The following is a 19,960-nucleotide window of genomic DNA, read 5'->3' on the forward strand; positions in this document are numbered from 1 at the left end:
CCCGGCCCCCGCCGAAACCGCCCACCCGACCGCACCCACCGAGACGGCGCCCCCGGCGGCACCCGCCCCGGCAGCGGTCCCCGAGGCGACGACCCCAGAGGCGACCACCCCCGCCCCGGCGGAGTCGACGGCTCCACACCCCCAGGCCTCCGAGCCGGTCACCCCGGCCCTCTCCTCCGAAGCCCCGGCTGCGCCCCCGGCTCCGGCCCCCGAAACCCCCCGTCCGGCCGCCGGGCAGGACGTCACCGTCGTCCTGCCCACCCCGCCCGCCGACGAGCACAGCGGTCAGCCCGTCCAGGGCCCGCAGCAGTCCCGCCCCGCGCAGCCCGGGACGGAGCCCGTCGCCCTCGTCCCCGCCCCCCGCGACGGTGACGCCGCACCCGCGCAGAACGCCGACGACCTGGACACCCGGGCCGCCGAACAGGAAGACCTGGCGGACCAGGAACGTCTACAGGGAGAGGGCGCGCCCGCAGTGACAGAGGCACGAGAGTCGACCGGACCGGCCGCACCCCCCTACGACCCCGCCGAGCGCGAGGCCGTCCTGAAGGTCATGCGCGAACGCCGCGACATCCGCAACGGCTTCCGCAGCGACCCCATCCCGCACGAGGTGCTGCTCCGCGTCCTGGAGGCCGCCCACCACGCGCCCTCCGTGGGCCACTCGCAGCCCTGGGACTTCGTCGTCATCCGCTCCGCCGACACGCGGCGCGCGATGCACGAACTGGCCATGCGCCAGCGCGACGCGTACGCGAAGTCCCTCCCCAAGGGCCGGGCCAAGCAGTTCAAGGAACTGAAGATCGAGGCCATCCTCGACACGCCGGTGAACATCGTCGTCACCGCCGACCCGACCCGCGGCGGCCGCCACACCCTCGGCCGCCACACCCAACCCCAGATGGCCCCGTACTCGGCCGCCCTGGCCGTGGAGAACCTCTGGCTCGCCGCCCGCGCCGAAGGCCTCGGCGTCGGCTGGGTCAGCTTCTTCGACGAGCGCGAGATGGTGCGCGCGCTCGGGCTGCCCGAGCACCTCGAGGTCATCGCCTATCTGTGCGTCGGTTATGTCGACGAGTTCCCGGACGAGCCCGAACTGCTGCAGGCGGGCTGGTCCAAGCGCCGCCCGCTGTCGTGGGTCGTGCACGAGGAGACGTACGGCCGACGCGCACTGCCCGGAGAGGAACCGCACGACCTGCTCGCCGAGACCGTCGCGCAGATCCGCCCGCTGGACGCCAAGGCGCTCGGCGAGGCGTGGGAGCGCCAGAAGCGCATGACCAAGCCGGCCGGTGCGCTGGGCATGCTGGAGATCATCTCCGCCCAGCTGTCCGGGCTGTCCCGCCAGTGCCCGCCGCCCATCCCGGAGCCCGCGGCCGTCGCGATCTTCGCCGGCGACCACGGCGTCCACGCGCAGGGGGTCACCCCCTGGCCGCAGGAGGTCACGGCCCAGATGGTGGCCAACTTCCTCGGCGGCGGCGCCGTCTGCAACGCCTTCGCGACCCAGGTGGGCGCCGAGGTGTGCATCGTCGACGTCGGGGTCGCCGCCGACCTCCCGGCCACGCCCGGCCTGCTGCCCCGCAAGATCCGGGGCGGCACCTCCGACATGACGACCGGCCCCGCCATGACCCGCGAGGAGGCCAGGCAGGCCATCGAGGTGGGCATCGAGACGGCCCGCGACCTGGTCGCCGCCGGCAACAAGGCCCTCCTCACCGGTGAGATGGGCATCGGCAACACCACCGCGTCCGCCGCCCTCATCTCGGTCTTCACGGGCGCGGACCCGGCCGAGGTCACGGGCCGGGGGACCGGCATCAACGACGAGACCCTCGCCCGCAAGACCGAGGTCGTCCGCCGGGCCCTGGAACTGCATCAGCCGGACCCGGCCGACCCGATCGGTGTGCTCGCCGCGATCGGCGGCTTCGAGCACGCCGCCATCGTCGGCCTCCTCCTCGGCGGCGCGTCCCTGCGTACGCCGGTGATCCTCGACGGCGTCAGCGCCGGTGCCGCCGCCCTGGTCGCCCGCGCGATCGCCCCGGAGGTCCTGGCCGCCTGCATCGCGGGCCACCGCAGCGCCGAGCCGGGCCACGTGGCGGCCCTCAACAAGCTGGGCCTGCGTCCCCTCGTCGACCTCGACCTGCGCCTCGGCGAGGGCACGGGCGCCCTGCTGGCCCTGCCCCTGGTCCAGAGCACGGCCCGGGCGATGCACGAGGTGGCGACGTTCGACTCGGCGGGAGTGACCGAGAAGTAGGGCTCCGGCCGCCCGCAGGGACCCGTGCCCACCCGTTCCGCGCGGCGGAGCGAGTGGGCACGGACCGTGTCCGGCGCCGGCTGCCCTGCCCAGCCACCGGACCGCCCGGGCCGCCCTTCCGCCCGCCCATTAAAATCCGCACGTCAGGGCTACCGCACCGCCGTCAACAGGAGCCGCTCCCTCATGGCCGAACACCCCGCCTACCCCGTAGGCCTCCGCCTCACCGGCCGCCGCGTGGTCGTCCTGGGCGGTGGCCAGGTCGCCCAGCGCCGCCTCCCGGCGCTCGTCGCCGCCGGCGCGGACGTCCTCCTCGTGTCCCCGGAGGCCACCCCCTCGGTCGAGGCGATGGCGGACGCCGGCGAGATCACCTGGCACCGGCGCCCGTACCAGGAAGGCGACCTCGCCGACGCCTGGTACGCCCTGATCGCCACCAGCGACGCGGAGGCCAACACCCGGGCCTCGGCCGAGGCGGAACGCCACCGCGTCTGGTGCGTCCGCTCCGACGACGCCGACCAGGCCACCGCCTGGACCCCGGCCACCGGCCACAGCGAGGGCGTCACGGTCGCCGTCCTCACCACCGACGCGCGCGGCCGCGACCCCCGCCACACCGCCGCCATCCGCGACGCCGTCGTCGAGGGCCTGCGCGACGGCACGCTGGTCGCCCCGCACCACCGCACCCGCACGCCCGGAGTCGCCCTGGTCGGTGGCGGCCCCGGCGACCCGGACCTGATCACCGTGCGCGGCCGCCGCCTGCTCGCCGAGGCCGACGTCGTCATCACCGACCACCTGGGCCCGCGCGACCTGCTCGCCGAGCTCTCCCCGAACGTCGAGGTCATCGACGCGGCCAAGCTCCCGTACGGCAGGTTCATGGCCCAGGAGGCCATCAACGACGCCCTGATCGAGTACGCCAAGCAGGGCAAGTCCGTCGTACGTCTCAAGGGCGGCGACCCCTTCGTCTACGGGCGCGGCATGGAAGAGGTCCAGGCACTGGCCGAGGCCGGCATCCCGTGCACGGTCGTGCCCGGCATCTCCAGCTCCATCTCGGTCCCGGGCGCCGCCGGCATCCCGGTCACCCACCGGGGCGTCGCCCACGAGTTCACGGTCGTCAGCGGCCACATCGCCCCCGACGACGAGCGCTCCCTGGTCGACTGGCCCTCCCTCGCCAAGCTGACCGGCACACTGGTGATCCTCATGGGCGTCGGCACGATCGGGAAAGTCGCCGAGACGCTCATCGCCCACGGCAAGTCCCCGGACGCGCCCGTCGCCCTGATCCAGGAGGGCACCACGGCCGGCCAGCGCCGTGTCGACGCCACCCTGGAGACCGTCGGGGAGACCGTGCGGACCGAGGACGTGAAGCCTCCGGCGGTCATCGTCATCGGCGAGGTCGTGAAGGTCGGCCCGCCGACCGCCGCACCCCGCGAGTGACCCCGGGTAACCCAACCCCCGTACCAAGCCGTTGGCACCACACCCAGGACAAGGCAGTATCACCCTGTGGCCGATCTCATCACCGTCGAGGATCCCGACGACCCGCGCCTGCGCGACTACACCGGCCTGACCGACGTGGAGTTGCGCCGCAAGCGCGAACCCGCCGAGGGCCTGTTCATCGCCGAGGGCGAGAAGGTCATCAGAAGGGCCAGGGAGGCGGGCTACGAGATGCGGTCCATGCTGCTCTCGGCCAAGTGGGTCGACGTCATGCGCGACGTCATCGACGAACTCCCCGCCCCGGTCTACGCGGTCAGCCCCGAGCTCGCCGAGCGGGTCACCGGCTACCACGTGCACCGCGGCGCCCTCGCCTCCATGCAGCGCAAGCCCCTGCCCACGGCGGCCGGCCTGCTGCGCACCGCCCGCCGCGTCGTCGTCATGGAGTCGGTCAACGACCACACCAACATCGGCGCGATCTTCCGCTCCGCCGCCGCCCTCGGCATGGACGCGGTCCTGCTCTCCCCGGACTGTGCCGACCCGCTGTACCGCCGCAGCGTGAAGGTCTCGATGGGCGCGGTCTTCTCCGTGCCGTACGCCCGGCTCGACACCTGGCCGAAGGGCCTGGAGTCGGTCCGCGAGGCGGGCTTCACGCTCCTCGCCCTCACCCCCGACGAGAAGGCCCGGTCCCTCGACGAGGCCGCGCCGCACGCCATGGACCGGGTGGCCCTCATGCTCGGCGCCGAGGGCGACGGCCTGTCCACGCAGGCCCTGGTCGCCGCCGACGAGTGGGTGCGCATCCCCATGTCCCACGGCGTGGACTCGCTCAACGTGGGCGCGGCGGCCGCCGTCGCCTTCTACGCGGTGGCCACCGGCCGCCCCCGGAACTAGGGCCCGCCCATGGAGCAGCGCGACGCCGTCGTCGCCGTACTCCTGCGCGGCGAGCGCCTGCTCGCGATCCGGCGCGGCCCCCGTGTCGCGCGCCCCGGCTACTGGCAACCGCTCAGCGGCAAGGTCGAACCCGGCGAGACCCAGGAGCAGGCGGTCGTCCGGGAGGCCCGCGAGGAGGTCGGCCTCACCGTCGTGCCCCTGCGCAAGGTCTGGGAGTCGGAGACCGACGACCTCCGCTTCCGCCTCCACTGGTGGATCGCCCGCGCGGACACGGGAGAGGTGGTCCCCGACCCGGACGAGGTCGCCGGCACGCGCTGGGTCACCCCCGAGGAGTTCCTGGCCCTGGACCCGGTCTTCGACGGCGACCGCGCGTTCTTCGAGCGGATCCTGCCGGGACTGTGACGGCTCACGGGCCCGTGTCCCTCGGCCCGTGCCCGTGCGCTGCGGAAGGACCCGCGCTGCGGCCCGTCCCCGCGCTGCGGCCGTACCGTTCGTCCCCGCCCTACGGCCCGGAGCCGCGCGGCCCGGAGTCCGGCTGCACGTGCTCCTGCCGTACGCCCGCCCCGTCGCCGCCGAGTCCCCGCGCCGGGCCCTGGCAGCCCTGCACCAGGGCGATGCCGACCGCCACCAGCAGCGTGACCACGACGAACACGAAGAGCCGCTGGCGCAGCAGCCGCGGATTGGCGGGCCGCAGCCCGGTCCCCGTGTTCCGGGAAGCCGGGCGCCCGGTACCGCTGTGCGGCGCGGGCCGGCTGCCGCTGCCCGGCCGGGTGCCGTTGCGTCCGGTGGGCGTTGGCCGCGCACCCGAGCGGGACGGGGTGCCGCCGCGTGCGGTGCCGGCACCGCGCACCGGGATCCGGCCCCGCCGGCCGTCGCCCGACGGCCGGTTCCCGGTGCCGGAGGCCCGCGGCGCGCCCCGCGCGCCGGATCCGCCCTGGGACGCCGGACCACCCTCCGGCGGCCCGGCACCGTCCCGCGCCGGAGCGGCACCCCGTGACGGGGGAGTGCCCCGGCCGCGCTGCCCCCCGGACGTGCCCTGGCCCGGCCGGCCCCGGCCGCGGTCGGGATAGGTGTCGGCGGGCCGCTCGGACTCGGCGCCGCGCGGCGCGGGCGACCGCACCCCGGCGAGGTCCTGGGACTCGCGGGCCGCGATCTCCTTGAGCCGCAGCGACAGTTGGAGCGTGCTGGGCCGCTCCTCGGGGTCCTTCGCCAGACACGCCCGGATCAGCGGGGCCAGCGCGTCGGGCACGCCCTGCAGCTGTGGCTCCTCGTGCACCACGCGGTACAGCATCACCTCGGAACTGCCGTGCCCGAAGGGCGAGTCGCCCATCGAGCAGTAGGCGAGGGTGGCACCGAGCGAGAACACGTCCGTGGCCGGAGTGACGGCGGCTCCGCGCACCTGCTCCGGTGCGAGGAAGCCCGGCGAGCCGACGGCCGTGCCGACGTGGGTCAGGGTCGAGGCGCCGGTCGCCCAGGCGATGCCGAAGTCGATGATCCGCGGCCCCTTCGGGGACAGCAGGATGTTCGACGGCTTCAGGTCCCGGTGGACGACCCCGGCCTCGTGCACCGCGACCAGGCCCTCCGACAGGGCGGCCCCGACGGCGGCGACGTCGGCCGCGCCGAGCGGCCCCTCGGCGGCGACCTTGTCGTGCAGGGAGGGGCCGGGCACGTACTGGGTGGCGAACCAGGGCCGCTCCGCGTCGAGGTCGGCGGCCACGAGCCGTGCCGTGCACCCGCCGCGAATCCGTCTGGCCGCCGAGACCTCACGGGCGAACCGCGAGCGGAACTCCTGGTCCTCCGCGAGATCGGGCCGGATGACCTTGAGTGCGACCCGCTGCCCCTTCTTGTCGGAGCCCAGGTAGACCACGCCCATCCCGCCCGCGCCCAGCCGTCTGTGAAGCTTGAACGAGCCGACGACGCGCGGGTCCTCGCGCCTCAGGCGCATCATCGCCATGTTCATCCCCGCTGCCCGGTCCTGTGACGAGCCACAGCTTACGTTTCCACGGCCGCCCGCGCGCAGAGGCCGCGCCCTCTCCGAGTGATGGATTGTCAGTGGCCGGGGGGAGACTTGAAAGGCGGTCAGCAAGGGCGCGGGGAGGTGGACTTCGAGCCGTTGGTGATCCCAACCACCCGTTACAGAAGGGGGATTGGTCCTGTGAGGGGTGATCGCGTGGAGATGGTCGTGGATGCCGGGGACGCGACGCGCACCTGGGACGGGGTGGCGAACCGAGCCGGACGCAGGGTGCAGGCAGCGGTGTGCCGAGGCGTCGTGGAAGTGAGCGAAGTCACGCGTGGAGGACCCTCGCGCCGTTCACGTGGTGGGGGAGGGGCAGTCGTACGTGCGGCGTGGTCCATGGCGAACCGGGTGCCGGCGCTGGTGGAGCAGCCCGTTCCGCGGAGGAGGGCCCGGAGAAAGCAGGATGATCCGGGCGCCCCGTCGGGGAAGACCCTGAGACCGGCACCGGCGTCTCCACCCAGGGGAGTACATCGCGGGAGGCGGCTCATCCTCCGGGAGGCCAGGCAATCGGTACGAGGGCATGACGCCCGGAAAGGGCCGCGCGCCTAGATTTGAGGTCAAGCGGCGGGTGCAGCACTCGTCCCCCGAGGTCAGACGCCCGCCGCTGTCAACGACAACGAGAACGGTCAGGAGAGGGACCATGGCCCACACGGCACCGCGGACACTGATCCGCGAGGAGGGACGCAAGGTGTACGCCGCCGCGTTCCCCCGCCGCCGAGGCCGTCGCCACCCCGTGGTGGCGACGCTGATGGCCCTTCCTCTGGCGGTCCTGCTCCTCCTCGTCTTCGACGGGTGGGAGACAGTGGCCACACAGGCGTCGTCCGTGGGAGAGATGCTGGGGCGCTGAGCGGCGACCCCAGGCCCGGAAGAGCGGTCCGGGCGGGGACATCCACCCATGAAACCCCGTGGGGACGGGGGTGCGGCGGACGGCACAAATGCCGGCGCAGCTGGGGAGCTGCGCCGGCATTGCTTTTCCCTGACGCGCGGTTCACCCGGCCGTGGGCCGTCGTGCGGCCAGGAGCGCCACGGGCGGGCGCAGCGACACCTCGTCCGCCGGCCTGCACACCCACCCGCCCCCGGCGCCGACGCCGAGTGCAGGAAGACCCGCCCCCGGCACCCGGGCGTACCCTCACCCCGTGACACCCGCCCCGGACCAGCTCGTACCCGCCCTCACCGCCAGGGCGCAGGCCACCGCACACGCCCGTCCCGCACCCTGCCCCTGCGGCGCGGCCACCCTCGCGGACCGCCCCGACGGCACTGTCGTACGCCACGGCGACACCGTCGCGAAGGCGCACCCCCCGGGCACCCGCCCCGCCGAGCTGACCAGCCGCCTCGCCGTCGCGGCGAGCCACCCCGGCATCCTCCTGCCGCCGCTCACCCCGGCCCCCCTCGACCTGCACGGCCGCCTCGTCACGCTCTGGCCCTACGGCACCCCCGTCGACCCGGACGACCCGGACGCCGCCCCCTGGGAAGCCGCCGCCACGCTCCTCGCCCGCCTCCACCGCACCCCGGCCCCCGAGGGCCTGCCGCCCATGCGCGGCCCGGTGAAGGCGGCCCAGGCCATCACCCGCCTCCGCAAGACGACCGCCCCGCCCCCCGGGACCGACCCGCACGCCGCTGCTGGCCCTCACCCCGCGGCCGTCCCCGTCCTGCGCGCCTGGGACACCCTCCCCGCCTGGGCCCGCGCCGAGGCCCCCATGCCGGACAGCACGACCCTCTGCCACGGCGACCTCCACCTCGGCCAGCTCGTGCGCCACCCCGCCCCCGGCGGTCCCTGGCTGCTGATCGACGTCGACGACCTCGGCGTCGGCGTCCCGTCCTGGGACCTCGCCCGCCCCGCCGCCTGGTACGCCTGCGGTCTGCTCCCGCCCGACGCCTGGGCCCGTTTCCTCGCCGCCTACCGCGACGCGGGCGGCCCGGCCGTGCCCGCCGACGGCGACCCCTGGCCCGCCCTGGACGTGCCGGCCCGCGCCCTCACCGTGCAGACCGCCGCCCGGGCCGTCGCCAAGGCGGTCGCGGCCGGGCGGCCGCTGGACGAGGTGGAGCAGGCTGTCGTGGACGCCTGTGACCGAATGTCCGGCGTCCCGCCGCAGTTGAGGCAGGACCACGCGAAGTAGGGTGCAACCGACCGCAGCGGGGCAGAGTCTGTCCTGGTGAGACGCGAAGCAGGACCGACCGGCGAGGAGTTGAACGACCATGCAGTGTCCGAAGTGCCGTGCGCCGATGCACACGTACAACCGCAACGGTGTCCAGATCGAGCAGTGCAGCGGCTGCCGAGGGATCTTCCTCGACTACGGCGAGCTGGAGTCGCTGACCCGGCTGGAGGCCCAGTGGTCCCAGTCGGCCCCACCGCCCCCGCCGCAGGCGTACCAGGCCCCGCCGCAGGCCTACCCGGCCCCCGCCTGGGGCGCCCCGCACGGAGGCCACGGCCACCACGGTCACCACCGCAACAAGGGCTTCGGGCACATGCTGTTCTCGTCCTGAGCCGCGTCACGCACGACGGAGCCCCCGGCCGCGAACGGCCGGGGGCTCCGGTGTGGTGTGGACGATACTGGGATTGAACCAGTGACCTCTTCCGTGTCAGGGAAGCGCTCTCCCGCTGAGCTAATCGTCCTCGGGACCATGACCACCGCATGCGGCGGATCATGAGCACTGCGTGCGCGATACTGGGATTGAACCAGTGACCTCTTCCGTGTCAGGGAAGCGCTCTCCCGCTGAGCTAATCGCGCGAGGGATCTCCGAGAAGATCCAGTGGACGATACTGGGATTGAACCAGTGACCTCTTCCGTGTCAGGGAAGCGCTCTCCCGCTGAGCTAATCGTCCTTGGAGGTGGAGACGGGATTTGAACCCGTGTAGACGGCTTTGCAGGCCGTTGCCTCGCCTCTCGGCCACTCCACCAGGAGTGCAGGGGGCCGGGAAGCCCCCTCTTCCTTCGAGCGGACGACGAGGTTCGAACTCGCGACCTCAACCTTGGCAAGGTTGCGCTCTACCAACTGAGCTACGTCCGCCTGTCGGTTCGGCCCGCTCTCGCGGCCCGGCGACGTGTTGAACTCTAGCGGATTCCGGTGCCAGTACAAAAACGCGTTTGCGCAGCGTGCTGCGCCTGCCCTGCTCAGGGGCGTCGGGAGCACCCCGGAGGGGACATCCCCCGGTCACCCGCCGGACACCCGCCATAGACTCGACAGCGTGCTCGACCTCCCTCCTCTCGCCCGCTTCGGCGACCGTGTCGCCACCGGGCTCCTCGACGTCACCGACGACCCCGAAGCCCTGGAATCCAGCGGTTTCTGGGCCGTGTGCGCCGACTTCGAGGGCCGTCTGACCTGTGCCCGCTTCGCTCAGGTGCGCACGGCGGAGGTGCCCGCGCCCGTGCCGGGCGCGTGGCACGGACCGGCGGCGGGTGACTGGACGTCGTCGCTCGACCGTGCCGCGTACACGGCCGCGGTGCGGCGGATCCGCGAGCACATCGCGGCCGGCGAGGTCTACCAGGCGAACCTGTGCCGGGTGCTGTCCGCGCCCGTCGCACCGGGCGCCGACGTCGACGCCCTCACCGCACTGCTGGCCCGCGGCAACCCGGCCCCCTACGCAGGAACGATCCGCCTGCCCGGGCACGGGGTGGAGATCGCCACCGCGTCCCCCGAGCTGTTCCTGCGCCGCGACGGACGGGTCGTCGAGTCCGGCCCGATCAAGGGCACCGGCCGGACCGAGGCGGACCTGCTGGAGAAGGACTACGCCGAGAACGTGATGATCGTGGACCTCGTCCGCAACGACATCGGGCGGGTCTGCGCCACGGGCAGCGTCACCGTGCCCGACCTGTGCGCCGTCGAGAAGCACCCCGGGCTGGTCCACCTGGTCTCGACGGTCCGCGGTGAGCTGGCGGAGGGAGCCGGCTGGGCCGGGCTGCTCGGCGCCGCCTTCCCGCCCGGCTCGGTCACGGGCGCGCCCAAGTCCAGTGCCCTGCGGATCATCGACGCGCTGGAGACGGCGCCCCGCGGCCCGTACTGCGGCGGCGTCGGCTGGGTCGACGCCGACCGGGGCACCGGTGAGCTGGCCGTGGGCATCCGCACCTTCTGGATCGACCGGGCCGACGGCGTGCTGCGCTTCGGCACCGGCGCCGGCATCACCTGGGGCTCCGACCCCGAGGGGGAGTGGCGCGAGACCGAGCTGAAGGCCTCCCGGCTGCTCGCGATAGCGTCGGGAACGTACGAGGTGAGTGGAGAGGACCTGACGTGAAGATCTGGCTCGACGGCGGGCTGCAGGACATCGAGTCCGCCCGCGTCTCCGTCTTCGACCACGGGCTGACCGTGGGCGACGGCATCTTCGAGACCGTGAAGGCCGTGGACGGCCGGGCGTTCGCGCTCACCCGGCACCTCGACCGGCTCACCCGCTCCGCGCGCGGCCTCGGTCTGCCCGACCCGGACCTGGACGAGGTGCGCCGCGCCTGTGCCGCCGTCCTTGAGGCCAACCCCGTACCGCTCGGCCGCCTCCGCATCACCTACACCGGCGGCCACGGCCCGCTCGGCTCCGACCGCGGCGACCGCGGCCCGACCCTCGTCGTCGCCCTCGGCGCGACGACCCGCCGCCCGGACTCCACCGCCGTGATCACGGTCCCCTGGACCCGCAACGAGCGCGGCGCGCTGACCGGCCTGAAGACCACCTCGTACGCCGAGAACGTCGTCGCCCTGGCCCGCGCCCGGGAAGAGGGCGCCTCCGAGGCCCTGTTCGGCAACACGGTGGGACAGCTCTGCGAGGGCACCGGGTCGAACGTCTTCGTCGTCCTCGACGGCGAGATCCACACCCCGCCGCTCGCCTCCGGCTGCCTCGCGGGCATCACGCGGGCGCTGACCGTCGAGTGGACCGGCGCCAGGGAGACCGACCTGCCGCTGGACGTCCTGGAGCGGGCCGACGAGATCTTCCTGACGTCCACGCTGCGGGACGTGCAGGCCGTGCACCGGGTCGACGGCCGTGAGCTGCCGGGCGGGCCGGGCCCGGTGACCGCCAAGGCCATGCGGATCTTCGAGGAGCGGTCCGGGGACGACCTCGATCCCTGACCGCCCGCGTCTATCGGGCTGAACCGGGCGGCGGTTACGGGTAGAACAGCCCTGATGACCACGACCCTGCGGCCGACCGAGCCGCTTCAGCAGAACGCCGACGGGACGCGCTCGCGCCGCTACCAGGTGTGCGTGAACGGCCGTCCCGTCGGGGCGATACACCTCGGCACGCACCCCGTGTTCGGCGCCGCGGTGGCCCGGATCATGAAGCTCCGCATCGAGGAACCGGACCGCGGGCGCGGCCGGGGCACGGTGGCCGCGCTCGCCGCGGAGGAGGTGGCGCGCGGCTGGGGGTGCCGCCGGATCGAGGGCATGGTCCCCGGGGACTCCGAGCCCGCGCTGCGCTTCGCCACGGCGCTCGGCTACGTCGTGCGCAACCGCGGCATGGAGAAGCGGCTCGGCGACACCCCGCCCGGTCTTCCGTCCGGCAGCCGGGCCCGGCCCATGACCGAGGCGGAGTTCGGCCCCTGGCTGGAGAAGGGCAAGGAGGACTACGCCCGCAGCTGGATCGACCGGGGTGTTCCGGAGGCCGAGGCCCGGGCCAAGTCGGAGCGGGACCACGCCACGCTGCTGCCCGACGGCCTCGCCACGCCGGGCATGCTCATCAGCGTCGTCGAGCACCTGGGGACACCGGTGGGCACACTGTGGCTGGCCGTGCGCGAGAGCGACGCCTTCGTCTACGACGTCGAGGCGGACGCCGCCCACCGGGGCCAGGGACACGGCCGCACCCTGATGCTGCTGGCCGAGGCCCAGACGATCACCGAGGGCAGGCGCGTCCTCGGCCTCAACGTCTTCGCGGGCAACACCCCGGCGGAACGGCTCTACGCGTCCCTCGGCTACGAGACGACGCAGTACGCCGTGTACAAGCCGCTGTTGTAGCGGCCCGGGAGCCGAGAGCCGGCGAGGCGATCAGTGCTCCCGGCCGGCGCCGCAGCCGGCGGGGGCGATCAGTGCTCCCGGCCGGCCGACAGCCGGTCCGCGATCTCCTCGATCCGCTCGCGCAGGCCCGCCTGGCTCTTGCCCCCGTCGAGCCGCTCGCCGCCGATGACGTACGTCGGGGTGCCGGTCACGCCGATGGCCTTGCCCTCGGCCTGGTCGGCGTCGACGATCAGGATGTGCCGTCCGTCGACCAGCGCGGTGTCGAACTCCTCGGCGTCCAGGCCCAGTTCCCGGGCCACCTCGACCAGGAAGGCCTCTCCCTTGCGGTCCAGCTCCTCCACGCGGCCGAGCACGGCCTCGACGTAACGCCATCCCTGTCCCTGCTCCCACGCCTCCTCCGCGGCCTGGGCGGCGGCGAAGGCGTGCTTGTGCTTCTCCAGGGGGAAGTGGCGCAGCCGCAGATCGAGGCGGTCGCCATAGCGCTCGCGCAGGGCACGCAGGTCGTCCAGCGCGGTACGGCAGTCCGGGCACTGCAGGTCGCACCAGATCTCGAGCACGGGGGCGGGGGAGGAGTCGTTCATGCCGACAGTCTTCCAGCAGTCGGCGCCGGGGGTGGAGCCCGCACCGGCACCTGGGGAGGAGAGGACCCGGAGATGTCCCTGATGTCGGGCCGCGGCATGGCCCGCCGCGGTGTCGCGGGTGCAGGATGGAAGGGACGGAGTGCCCCGCTCGACCGCGCCACGCCTGGAGGACCGGATGATTGCCGAGACCGTCTGCTCCGCCGTGTCCGCGGCCGGCCTGGGCATCGCGGCCGTCACGGCCTACCGCAAGCGCTTCCTCGCGGCGGTCCGCGTCGCGGCGTACTCGCTGGTGCCGATCGGGCTGGTGCTGACGGGCGTCGTCGAGTGGCTGGCCGACACGGCTTTCAGCCCGACGGCCTGGGCCGGCTTCGGCGTGCTGGGCCTCGCGTGGGTGCTGTTCACGACCACACGCGTGGTGGAGCGCCGCCGCGGTGGCACCCGCAAGGAACGCAGGGCGGCGGCCCGCGCCGCGGACCGTCCCGACGCGGTGGCCCCGGCGGCCTCGGCTCCCTCCCTCGGCCAGGGCGCGCGCCCGGCGGCCCGGCCCACGGCGGCGCCCCGGGGCGAGGACGACTTCAGCGACATCGAGGCGATCCTCAAGAAGCACGGCATCTGACGACCGGGCGCCGGCCGAACCGTCACAGTGGGACCGCGGGCGCACGGAAGTGATCACAACCCGAACCGGACCTCACGGAATCGGGGCACACCCGCACGGATCGAGGCCGCCGATCGCGCCCGGCCCGGCGACTGCGTCATCATCGCCCCGAGATGCTGGACACGACGGAACAGAGCGACCCCGCCCCGCCGCAGGACGAGCCCCGTCCCCCTCGGGACGAACCACGCGGTTGCCTCTTCGCCCTTTCCCAGCCACCGCTGATGATCTTCCTTGCGGTGATCGGGTGTCTGCTGCTCATGGCCTCGTTGCACGATCTGCTGTTGCTGTGAGCCGTACCCGCGGTACCCGGCGTCACCCGCCGGGGCCGCGTCGGCATCGACGTCGGTCCGGCGGCCGCGGCGGTCAGCCGGCCGCCTCCTTGCGGCGGGCCCGGTACGCGGCCACGTGCAGCCGGTTTCCGCAGGTGCGGCTGTCGCAGTAGCGGCGGGAGCGGTTGCGGGACAGGTCGACGAAGGCGCGCCGGCAGTCGGGCGCCTCGCAGCGCCGCAGCCGCTCCTGCTCCCCGGCGACCACGAAGAACGCCAGCGCCATCCCGCAGTCGGCCGCCAGGTGGTCGGCGACGGACGCGCCGGGCGCGAAGTAGTGGACGTGCCAGTCGTAGCCGTCGTGGTCGGTGAGCCGGGGGGTGGTGCCGGCGGCGGCGACCAGCTCGTTGATCAGGACGGCGGCGGTCCGGGCGTCGGGGGCGGCGAAGACGGAGGCGAACCGGCCGCGGATCTTCCGCACCGCGGACAGGTCGAACTCCGAGAGCACCCCGACATCGCTGATCTCGTGGTTGCGCACGAAGTCCGCGAGAGTCGCCACGTCCGGCAGCCCGTCGGCCGCCGCGTCGTCCTCCGGTGCGGTGTTCACCAGATCGACCACGGTGTCGAGGGCGCACCGGGTGTCGTGGGTGATCAGCACGATTCGCTCCCTGGCCTGGGGGTCGGGCAGGCGCCCGTCGGTGGGGGCCGATGGTAACGGCTCCGCATCCGCCGGACCGCCCTCACGCCCGCACATGGCTTCGAATACAACGCAGCCGGGGCCGCCATGGTTCCCCAGGCGGTCCCAGCGGTCACCGGCGCGACGCGGACCGGCGCCGCCCCGCGTGCTCCGCGGTGCAGACGCCGGTGTATCCCGTATGCGGTTGTCCGAGCCCGAGCCGTCTCCCCGAGTCGACGGCGCCGGGCGGCTTTGTGAGGGCCTCGACCTAGCTTTCCGCCAGGATGTGCGAGAGCTCCTGATCGAGATCGAAGTGCCGGTGTTCCGTGCCGGGCGGCACAGCGGCGTCGGTGCGCTTCAGGAAGGACTCCAGGGCCCGCGCCGGGGCCTCCAGCAAAGCCTCGCCCTCCGGCGAGCTCAGGGCGATGCACACGACGCCCTGACCGTGACTGCGCGACGGCCAGACGCGGACGTCGCCGGTGCCCGTGGGGCGGTGAAGTCCCTCGGCGAGCAGGTCGCGGGCGAACACCCACTCGACGGTTTCCTCGGCTCCGGTGTGGAAGGTGGCGTGCACGGCGTAGGGGTCGGCCGTGTCGTACCGCAGGCCTGCGGGGACAGGCAGGGAGGACTCGCTCGACACAACGAGGCGCAGGTGCAGCTCGCAGCTGACCGTGGTGTTCATAAGCGCCAGGGCCTTTCGCTCAGTGTGCGCTCGGGGATTCGCACGTCGGCGAAATCGACATGCCACCTACGGTGCCGTTGTAAACCCCTCTGAGTGTTTTGCGTGCCTTTACGTAACTCTTCCGGCCGAGAGATCGTTCGCGCCGTGCGTCCATTCCGGTGACTGGTTTCGCTCGGGTAGTGTTTGGCCGTATGAATACGGGGAGTGACGAGCCGGGCGAGGTGGCCGTGGCATCGAACGAGACGGGGACGAACGAGGCGCACGACGAGCCGCATCGGGGGCTCGGCTCGCGGGCGCCGGAATTCGTCAAGGCGCGTCGGCTGCTGCACGTCAGCTGGCAGGTCGGGGTCTTCATCATCGGGCTCGCGGTCGTCGTGGCGGGCATCATCATGCTGCCCCTGCCCGGGCCGGGCTGGGTCGTGATCTTCGGTGGCATGGCGATCTGGGCGACCGAGTTCGTGTGGGCGCAGCTCGTGCTCCGCTGGACCAAGCGGAAGGTCACCGAGGCCGCGCAGCGGGCCCTCGACCCCAAGGTGCGGCGCCGCAACATCATCCTGACGAGCATCGGGCTGGTCATCGTGGCCGTACTGGCCGGTATCTACCTGTGGAAGTTCGGTCTCGTCATGCCGTGGAAGATCGAGGACCAGTGAGCCGCGTCGGGGGTGCCGGCGTCGGCCGATGGTCCCAGGCACCCCCTGACATGGGGTAATGTTCTTCCTGCGTCCGGGCGATTAGCTCAGTGGGAGAGCGCTTCGTTCACACCGAAGAGGTCACTGGTTCGAACCCAGTATCGCCCACCCGGAACGGCGGCCCACCTGCGACAACGCGGGTGGGCCGCCGTCGTTGTGGGCGGGGGGACGCCGGCGGGCGCGCGGTGTCGCCCGTGCGGATCCGGCCCCCCTGCGGGCGGTCACCGCACCGCCCCGAACCGCACCGCCGAACCGCCCTGAACCGCCTCGACCGTTTCCCGGCGACACGACATGCCCCGCAGGGCGCGCAAGATCGGACACGGCACGCTCCACCGGACCGTGGTCGCACCCCACGAGATCCGCAGCTCCGCCCGCCTCCGTCACGCGCTGTTGCCCGCCGGCTCACCGTCCGTCTGGCCGGAAACGGTCACCGGCTGTCCCGCTGTCCCCTCCGCTCCACCGTCGCCTTTCGGTCGCCCCCGAAACCCGTCGGGCGCTCCCGCCGCGCTCGCCCAGTCGGCCGCAGGCACCTCACCAGCGGCGTCCGCGTGCCCCGCACTCGCCGTCACCGCCTCGCCCGGCCCGGCACCCCGCCCCTTCACCGAGAAATTCTTGTCCGAATCATTGACGCACCATCGGCCCCTCCGTAACTTGTGCCAGCAAGCGCTTACTTGAAACGATTCATGCGAGCGGGGCAACGTGCGGGGAGGTCCAACCGTGGTGAATGGCAGGAATGTTGAGAGACGTACGGTTCTGAAGGCGGCCGGGGCCACGGCGGCGACGCTGGGGCTGGCCGCGACCACCGGGTGCGGTGGCGACGGAGGGGCGTCCGCGGACGGGACGGTGACGATCCGTTACGCGTGGTGGGGCGCGGAGGACCGGGCCCAGAGAATCAAGAAGACGATCGCGCTCTTCGAGAAGAAGTACCCGAAGATCAAGGTGAAAACGGACTTCCAGCCTTATCTCGACTTCTGGAAGAAGTTCAACACGCAGGCCTCCGGCGGAAATCCGCCGGACGTCTTCCAGAATGCCGTCGGCTTCCTCCGCAAATACGACGCGAAGAACGTCCTGCTCGATCTCAGCGAGCAGGTCGAGGCGGGCAACCTCCGGATGGAGGGATTCCGGGCGGGTCTCGAGAAGTTCGGCGAGATCGACGGCAAGCTGCTCGGCGTCCCCGTCGGCTCCAACTCGATGGCCCTGGTCATCGACAAGCCCGTCTACACCAAGGCCGGAGTCAAGCCCGAGCAGGGCTGGACCTGGGACGACTTCGAAGCGGGCATGAAGAGGATCCGTGACAGGACGGGCCGCGCCGGGGACAGCGGCATGTACGGCGTCATGTACCTCTACGACCTCTACCTGCGCCAGAACGGCAAGGCCTTCTTCACCGAGGACGGACTCGGCTTCACCGAGGCGGACCTGACGGACTGGTGGACGAGGGCCGAGAAGGGCGTCGAGGAGGGGCTCTACGCCGACCCCAAGAAGGTCGCCCAGATCAAGCCCAAGTCGGCGCTCGCCGCGGAGCTCTGCGGCAGCGAGTTCACCTGGGACAACTTCACCGTGCGCTACAGCGCCGAGGGCAGGAGCGAGTACGCCCTGGCGCCGATCCCCACCACCGACGGCAAGAAGACCGGCCAGTACCTCGGCTCCCTCATGCTGAGCGCCTCCAAGCGCACCCGGCACCCGGAAGAAGTCGCCCGCTTCATCGACTTCATGGTGCACGACCCCGAGGTCGCCAAGATCATGGGCTACGACCGCGGCGTGCCCGCCACCCAGGCGCAGTTCGACGCGTACCAGCCGACCGACGAGGTCAACAAGGCGATCGCCGCCTACGAGGAGTCCCTCGTGGATGCGGGCGTCCTGGAGCCCATCACGCCGCACCCGAACGGCGCGGACATCTGCGAGTCCGCGTTCCTGCGCATCGCGGAGGAGCTCGGCCTGGGCAAGCGGTCGGTGGACGAGGCCGTCAAGCAGTTCTTCACCGAGTCGAAGACGGCTCTCGGCACCTGATGGGAACCACCGTGACACACGCCCCTGCGATGGAGGGCCTGTCCCAGGACTCCGAGCCGCGGCACGGTCCGGTGAAGCCCGCGCGCCCCGCCGCCCTCAAGCGGCGGCGGCGCCGGGAGAACCTGGCCGGCTATCTCTTCATGTCCCCGTGGATCGCCGGGTTCCTGCTGCTCACAGCGGGCCCGATGATCGCCTCGCTCTACTTCGCGTTCACCGACTACAACCTGTTCGACCCGCCGAAGTGGATCGGCCTCGACAACTTCTCCGAGATGTTCGGCGATCCCCGCTGGCGCCACTCGGTGCAGGTGACGTTGTGGTACGTCGTCGTGGGCACGCCCCTGAAGCTGATCGCGGCGCTCGGCGTGGCGCTGCTCCTGGCCCAGAAGCGGCGCGGGCAGGCCTTCTACCGGGCGGCGTTCTACGCGCCCTCGCTGATCGGGGCGAGCGTCTCCGTCGCGATCGTGTGGAAGGCGATCTTCTCGGACGACGCGGTCGTCGACCGTACGCAGAAGCTGTTCGGGATCGACGTCGGCGGCTGGACCGGCGACCCGGACATGATCATCTACGCGCTGGTGGCGCTCACGGTCTGGCAGTTCGGCGCTCCCATGGTCATCTTCCTCGCCGGTCTCCAGCAGGTCCCGCGGGAGCTGTACGAGGCGGCCGAGGTCGACGGAGCCGGCAAGCTGCGGCGGTTCTGGAACATCACCCTGCCGATGATCTCGCCGGTCCTCTTCTTCAACGTCCTGCTGGAGACGATCCACTCGTTCCAGATCTTCAGCTCGGCGTACATCGTCGGCGGCGGCGCCGGAGGCAACGCCTGCGGTCCGGCCGACGGTTCGATGGTCTACACCTGCTACCTCTACGTCCAGGGCTTCGAGAACAGCCGGATGGGTCTGGCCTCCGCCATGGCCTGGCTGCTGCTGATCGCGGTCGCCCTGGTGACGGCGGTGCTGTTCTGGTCCCAGAAGCGCTGGGTGCACTACGAGGAGGGTGCCTGATGAGCTCCCCCAATCTCTCGGCTCCGCTCGATCGGGGGGCACCCCCACCAGCCGCCGAGACCGGGCCCGCCACCGGGGCGCTGCGCCGAAGGCTTCCCGGGTCCGTCGCCTGGCACGTCGGTTCCCTGCTGGTCCTCGGGGTGATCCTCTACCCGGTGGTCTGGGTCGTCGGCGCCTCGTTCAAGAAGAGCGAGGACATCGTCGGCAGCCTGGACCTCTTCCCGGGCGATCCGATCACCACGAACTACACGCGGCTCGGCGAGGGCATCGCGGACATCGCCATCTCCACGTTCTTCGCCAACTCGCTGATCCTCGCGGTGGGTTCCGTGGTCGGGATCCTGGTGTCCTGCTCGCTGACCGCGTACGCCTTCGCGAAGATCAGGTTCGCGGGCCGGAACCTGCTGTTCACGCTGATGATCGGCACGCTCCTGCTGCCGTACCACGTGCTGCTCATCCCGCAGTACGTGCTGTTCCGCAACATGGAGATGATCAACACCTACACCCCGCTGCTGCTGGGCAAGTACCTGGCCACGGAGGCGTTCTTCGTCTTCCTCATGGTGCAGTTCATGCGGAACCTGCCCAGGGAACTCGACGAGGCGGCCCGGCTCGACGGCTGCGGGCACCTGCGCATCTACTGGTCGATCGTGCTGCCGCTGTGCCGTCCGGCGCTGATCACCAGCGCCATCTTCACGTTCATCAACTCCTGGAACGACTTCATGGGCCCGCTGATCTACCTGAACGAGCCCGACAAGTACACGGTCTCGCTGGGGCTGAAGATGTTCGTGGACCAGGACGCCGTGGCGAACTACGGCGGCATGATCGCCATGTCGCTGGTCGCGCTGCTGCCGGTCCTCGCCTTCTTCCTCGCCTTCCAGCGCTATCTGATCGACGGCATGGCCACGTCGGGTCTGAAGGGCTGAG

19 protein-coding genes, 6 tRNA genes and 1 pseudogene are annotated in these 19,960 nt (G+C 72.3%); 17 read left to right on the plus strand and 9 right to left on the minus strand.

Annotated elements, in window-relative coordinates:
* The 4 genes from cobT to RIN80_RS10855 form a co-directional block, all read left to right on the plus strand.
* Positions 1–2,230: nicotinate-nucleotide--dimethylbenzimidazole phosphoribosyltransferase (gene cobT / locus RIN80_RS10840; RefSeq protein ID WP_309095334.1), on the plus strand; the 2,230-nt coding region annotated here is incomplete at its 5' end.
* A 183-nt stretch (positions 2,231–2,413) separates the two neighbouring features.
* Complete coding sequence (cobA, locus tag RIN80_RS10845) at positions 2,414–3,655, plus strand: uroporphyrinogen-III C-methyltransferase (protein ID WP_309095335.1); 1,242 nt, start codon at positions 2,414–2,416, stop codon at positions 3,653–3,655.
* 66 nt (positions 3,656–3,721) lie between these two features.
* Entirely contained in the window at positions 3,722–4,540 is an 819-nt protein-coding gene (locus tag RIN80_RS10850; protein ID WP_309095336.1) for an RNA methyltransferase, read from the plus strand.
* A gap of 9 nt (positions 4,541–4,549) precedes the next feature.
* Positions 4,550–4,942 (plus strand): NUDIX domain-containing protein, encoded by a 393-nt coding sequence (locus RIN80_RS10855; RefSeq protein ID WP_309095337.1) that lies wholly within the window; start codon positions 4,550–4,552, stop codon positions 4,940–4,942.
* A 100-nt stretch (positions 4,943–5,042) separates the two neighbouring features.
* Here RIN80_RS10855 and RIN80_RS10860 read toward each other — a convergent pair whose 3' ends face one another.
* Positions 5,043–6,500, minus strand: a complete 1,458-nt coding sequence (locus RIN80_RS10860; RefSeq protein WP_309095338.1) for a protein kinase — start codon at positions 6,498–6,500, stop codon at positions 5,043–5,045.
* 195 nt (positions 6,501–6,695) lie between these two features.
* Between RIN80_RS10860 and RIN80_RS10865 the strand changes: the two are divergent.
* From RIN80_RS10865 to RIN80_RS10880, 4 genes and pseudogenes are all read left to right on the plus strand, one after another.
* Positions 6,696–6,997: pseudogene (locus RIN80_RS10865) on the plus strand (hypothetical protein); the annotation flags it as partial.
* Positions 6,998–7,197: 200 nt separating this feature from the next.
* The gene (locus RIN80_RS10870) at positions 7,198–7,404 is read left to right on the plus strand and encodes a hypothetical protein (protein ID WP_309095339.1); all 207 of its coding nucleotides are present in this window, start codon (positions 7,198–7,200) and stop codon (positions 7,402–7,404) included.
* Positions 7,405–7,693: 289 nt separating this feature from the next.
* Entirely contained in the window at positions 7,694–8,674 is a 981-nt protein-coding gene (locus tag RIN80_RS10875; RefSeq protein WP_309095340.1) for an aminoglycoside phosphotransferase family protein, read from the plus strand.
* Between the two features lie 79 nt (positions 8,675–8,753).
* The gene (locus tag RIN80_RS10880; RefSeq protein ID WP_309095341.1) at positions 8,754–9,041 is read left to right on the plus strand and encodes a zf-TFIIB domain-containing protein; all 288 of its coding nucleotides are present in this window, start codon (positions 8,754–8,756) and stop codon (positions 9,039–9,041) included.
* Positions 9,042–9,099: 58 nt separating this feature from the next.
* Here the strand turns inward: RIN80_RS10880 and RIN80_RS10885 are convergent.
* The 5 genes from RIN80_RS10885 to RIN80_RS10905 all read right to left on the minus strand — a co-directional run bounded on the left by RIN80_RS10885 (position 9,100) and on the right by RIN80_RS10905 (position 9,566).
* Positions 9,100–9,171: transfer RNA gene (locus tag RIN80_RS10885), tRNA-Val, on the minus strand.
* A 43-nt stretch (positions 9,172–9,214) separates the two neighbouring features.
* A tRNA-Val gene (locus RIN80_RS10890) sits at positions 9,215–9,286 on the minus strand.
* Between the two features lie 23 nt (positions 9,287–9,309).
* Positions 9,310–9,381: transfer RNA gene (locus tag RIN80_RS10895), tRNA-Val, on the minus strand.
* A gap of 1 nt (position 9,382) precedes the next feature.
* Positions 9,383–9,456: transfer RNA gene (locus RIN80_RS10900), tRNA-Cys, on the minus strand.
* Positions 9,457–9,493: 37 nt separating this feature from the next.
* Positions 9,494–9,566: transfer RNA gene (locus tag RIN80_RS10905), tRNA-Gly, on the minus strand.
* A gap of 178 nt (positions 9,567–9,744) precedes the next feature.
* Here RIN80_RS10905 and RIN80_RS10910 point away from each other — a divergent pair.
* From RIN80_RS10910 to RIN80_RS10920, 3 genes are read left to right on the plus strand one after another with little or no spacing between them, the layout of a single operon-like run.
* Positions 9,745–10,788: a chorismate-binding protein gene (locus RIN80_RS10910; RefSeq protein WP_309095342.1), complete on the plus strand. Its 1,044-nt coding sequence runs from the start codon at positions 9,745–9,747 to the stop codon at positions 10,786–10,788.
* Complete coding sequence (locus RIN80_RS10915; protein WP_309095343.1) at positions 10,785–11,606, plus strand: aminodeoxychorismate lyase; 822 nt, start codon at positions 10,785–10,787, stop codon at positions 11,604–11,606. Before RIN80_RS10910 ends, RIN80_RS10915 begins: the two co-directional genes overlap by 4 nt.
* A 54-nt stretch (positions 11,607–11,660) precedes the next feature.
* Complete coding sequence (locus tag RIN80_RS10920) at positions 11,661–12,485, plus strand: GNAT family N-acetyltransferase (RefSeq protein WP_309095344.1); 825 nt, start codon at positions 11,661–11,663, stop codon at positions 12,483–12,485.
* A gap of 68 nt (positions 12,486–12,553) precedes the next feature.
* Here the strand turns inward: RIN80_RS10920 and RIN80_RS10925 are convergent, their stop codons facing one another.
* Positions 12,554–13,066, minus strand: coding sequence for a DsbA family protein (locus RIN80_RS10925; protein ID WP_309095345.1), 513 nt, complete (start codon positions 13,064–13,066; stop codon positions 12,554–12,556).
* A gap of 175 nt (positions 13,067–13,241) precedes the next feature.
* Between RIN80_RS10925 and RIN80_RS10930 the strand changes: the two genes are divergently transcribed.
* Positions 13,242–13,682 carry a hypothetical protein gene (locus tag RIN80_RS10930; protein ID WP_309095346.1) on the plus strand — a complete coding sequence of 147 codons (441 nt, stop codon included), beginning with the start codon at positions 13,242–13,244 and terminating at the stop codon, positions 13,680–13,682.
* Positions 13,683–14,084: 402 nt separating this feature from the next.
* Here the strand turns inward: RIN80_RS10930 and RIN80_RS10935 are convergent, their stop codons facing one another.
* Both RIN80_RS10935 and RIN80_RS10940 read right to left on the minus strand, forming a co-directional pair.
* On the minus strand, positions 14,085–14,645 hold the full coding sequence (locus RIN80_RS10935) for a CGNR zinc finger domain-containing protein (protein ID WP_309095347.1): 561 nt from the start codon (positions 14,643–14,645) through the stop codon (positions 14,085–14,087).
* A 286-nt stretch (positions 14,646–14,931) separates the two neighbouring features.
* Positions 14,932–15,345 (minus strand): SsgA family sporulation/cell division regulator, encoded by a 414-nt coding sequence (locus RIN80_RS10940; RefSeq protein ID WP_004002642.1) that lies wholly within the window; start codon positions 15,343–15,345, stop codon positions 14,932–14,934.
* A 191-nt stretch (positions 15,346–15,536) separates the two neighbouring features.
* Here RIN80_RS10940 and RIN80_RS10945 point away from each other — a divergent pair, with 191 nt between their 5' ends.
* The 5 genes from RIN80_RS10945 to RIN80_RS10965 all read left to right on the plus strand — a co-directional run bounded on the left by RIN80_RS10945 (position 15,537) and on the right by RIN80_RS10965 (position 19,959).
* Positions 15,537–15,995, plus strand: a complete 459-nt coding sequence (locus RIN80_RS10945; protein ID WP_309095348.1) for a TIGR02611 family protein — start codon at positions 15,537–15,539, stop codon at positions 15,993–15,995.
* A 75-nt stretch (positions 15,996–16,070) separates the two neighbouring features.
* Positions 16,071–16,142 (plus strand) — tRNA-Val (locus tag RIN80_RS10950).
* Positions 16,143–16,751: 609 nt separating this feature from the next.
* On the plus strand, positions 16,752–18,041 hold the full coding sequence (locus RIN80_RS10955) for an extracellular solute-binding protein (protein ID WP_309095349.1): 1,290 nt from the start codon (positions 16,752–16,754) through the stop codon (positions 18,039–18,041).
* The gene (locus RIN80_RS10960; RefSeq protein WP_309095350.1) at positions 18,041–19,039 is read left to right on the plus strand and encodes a sugar ABC transporter permease; all 999 of its coding nucleotides are present in this window, start codon (positions 18,041–18,043) and stop codon (positions 19,037–19,039) included. The genes RIN80_RS10955 and RIN80_RS10960 overlap by 1 nt, the downstream gene beginning before the upstream one ends.
* A complete protein-coding gene (locus tag RIN80_RS10965) occupies positions 19,039–19,959 on the plus strand; it encodes a carbohydrate ABC transporter permease (protein WP_309095351.1) in 921 nt (306 codons plus the stop codon). The genes RIN80_RS10960 and RIN80_RS10965 overlap by 1 nt, the downstream gene beginning before the upstream one ends.
* The last annotated feature ends 1 nt before the right edge of the window (position 19,960 follow it).

It is taken from the genome of Streptomyces sp., from assembly GCF_031181705.1.
In the GTDB taxonomy this organism is placed as follows: Bacteria; Actinomycetota; Actinomycetes; order Streptomycetales; family Streptomycetaceae; genus Streptomyces.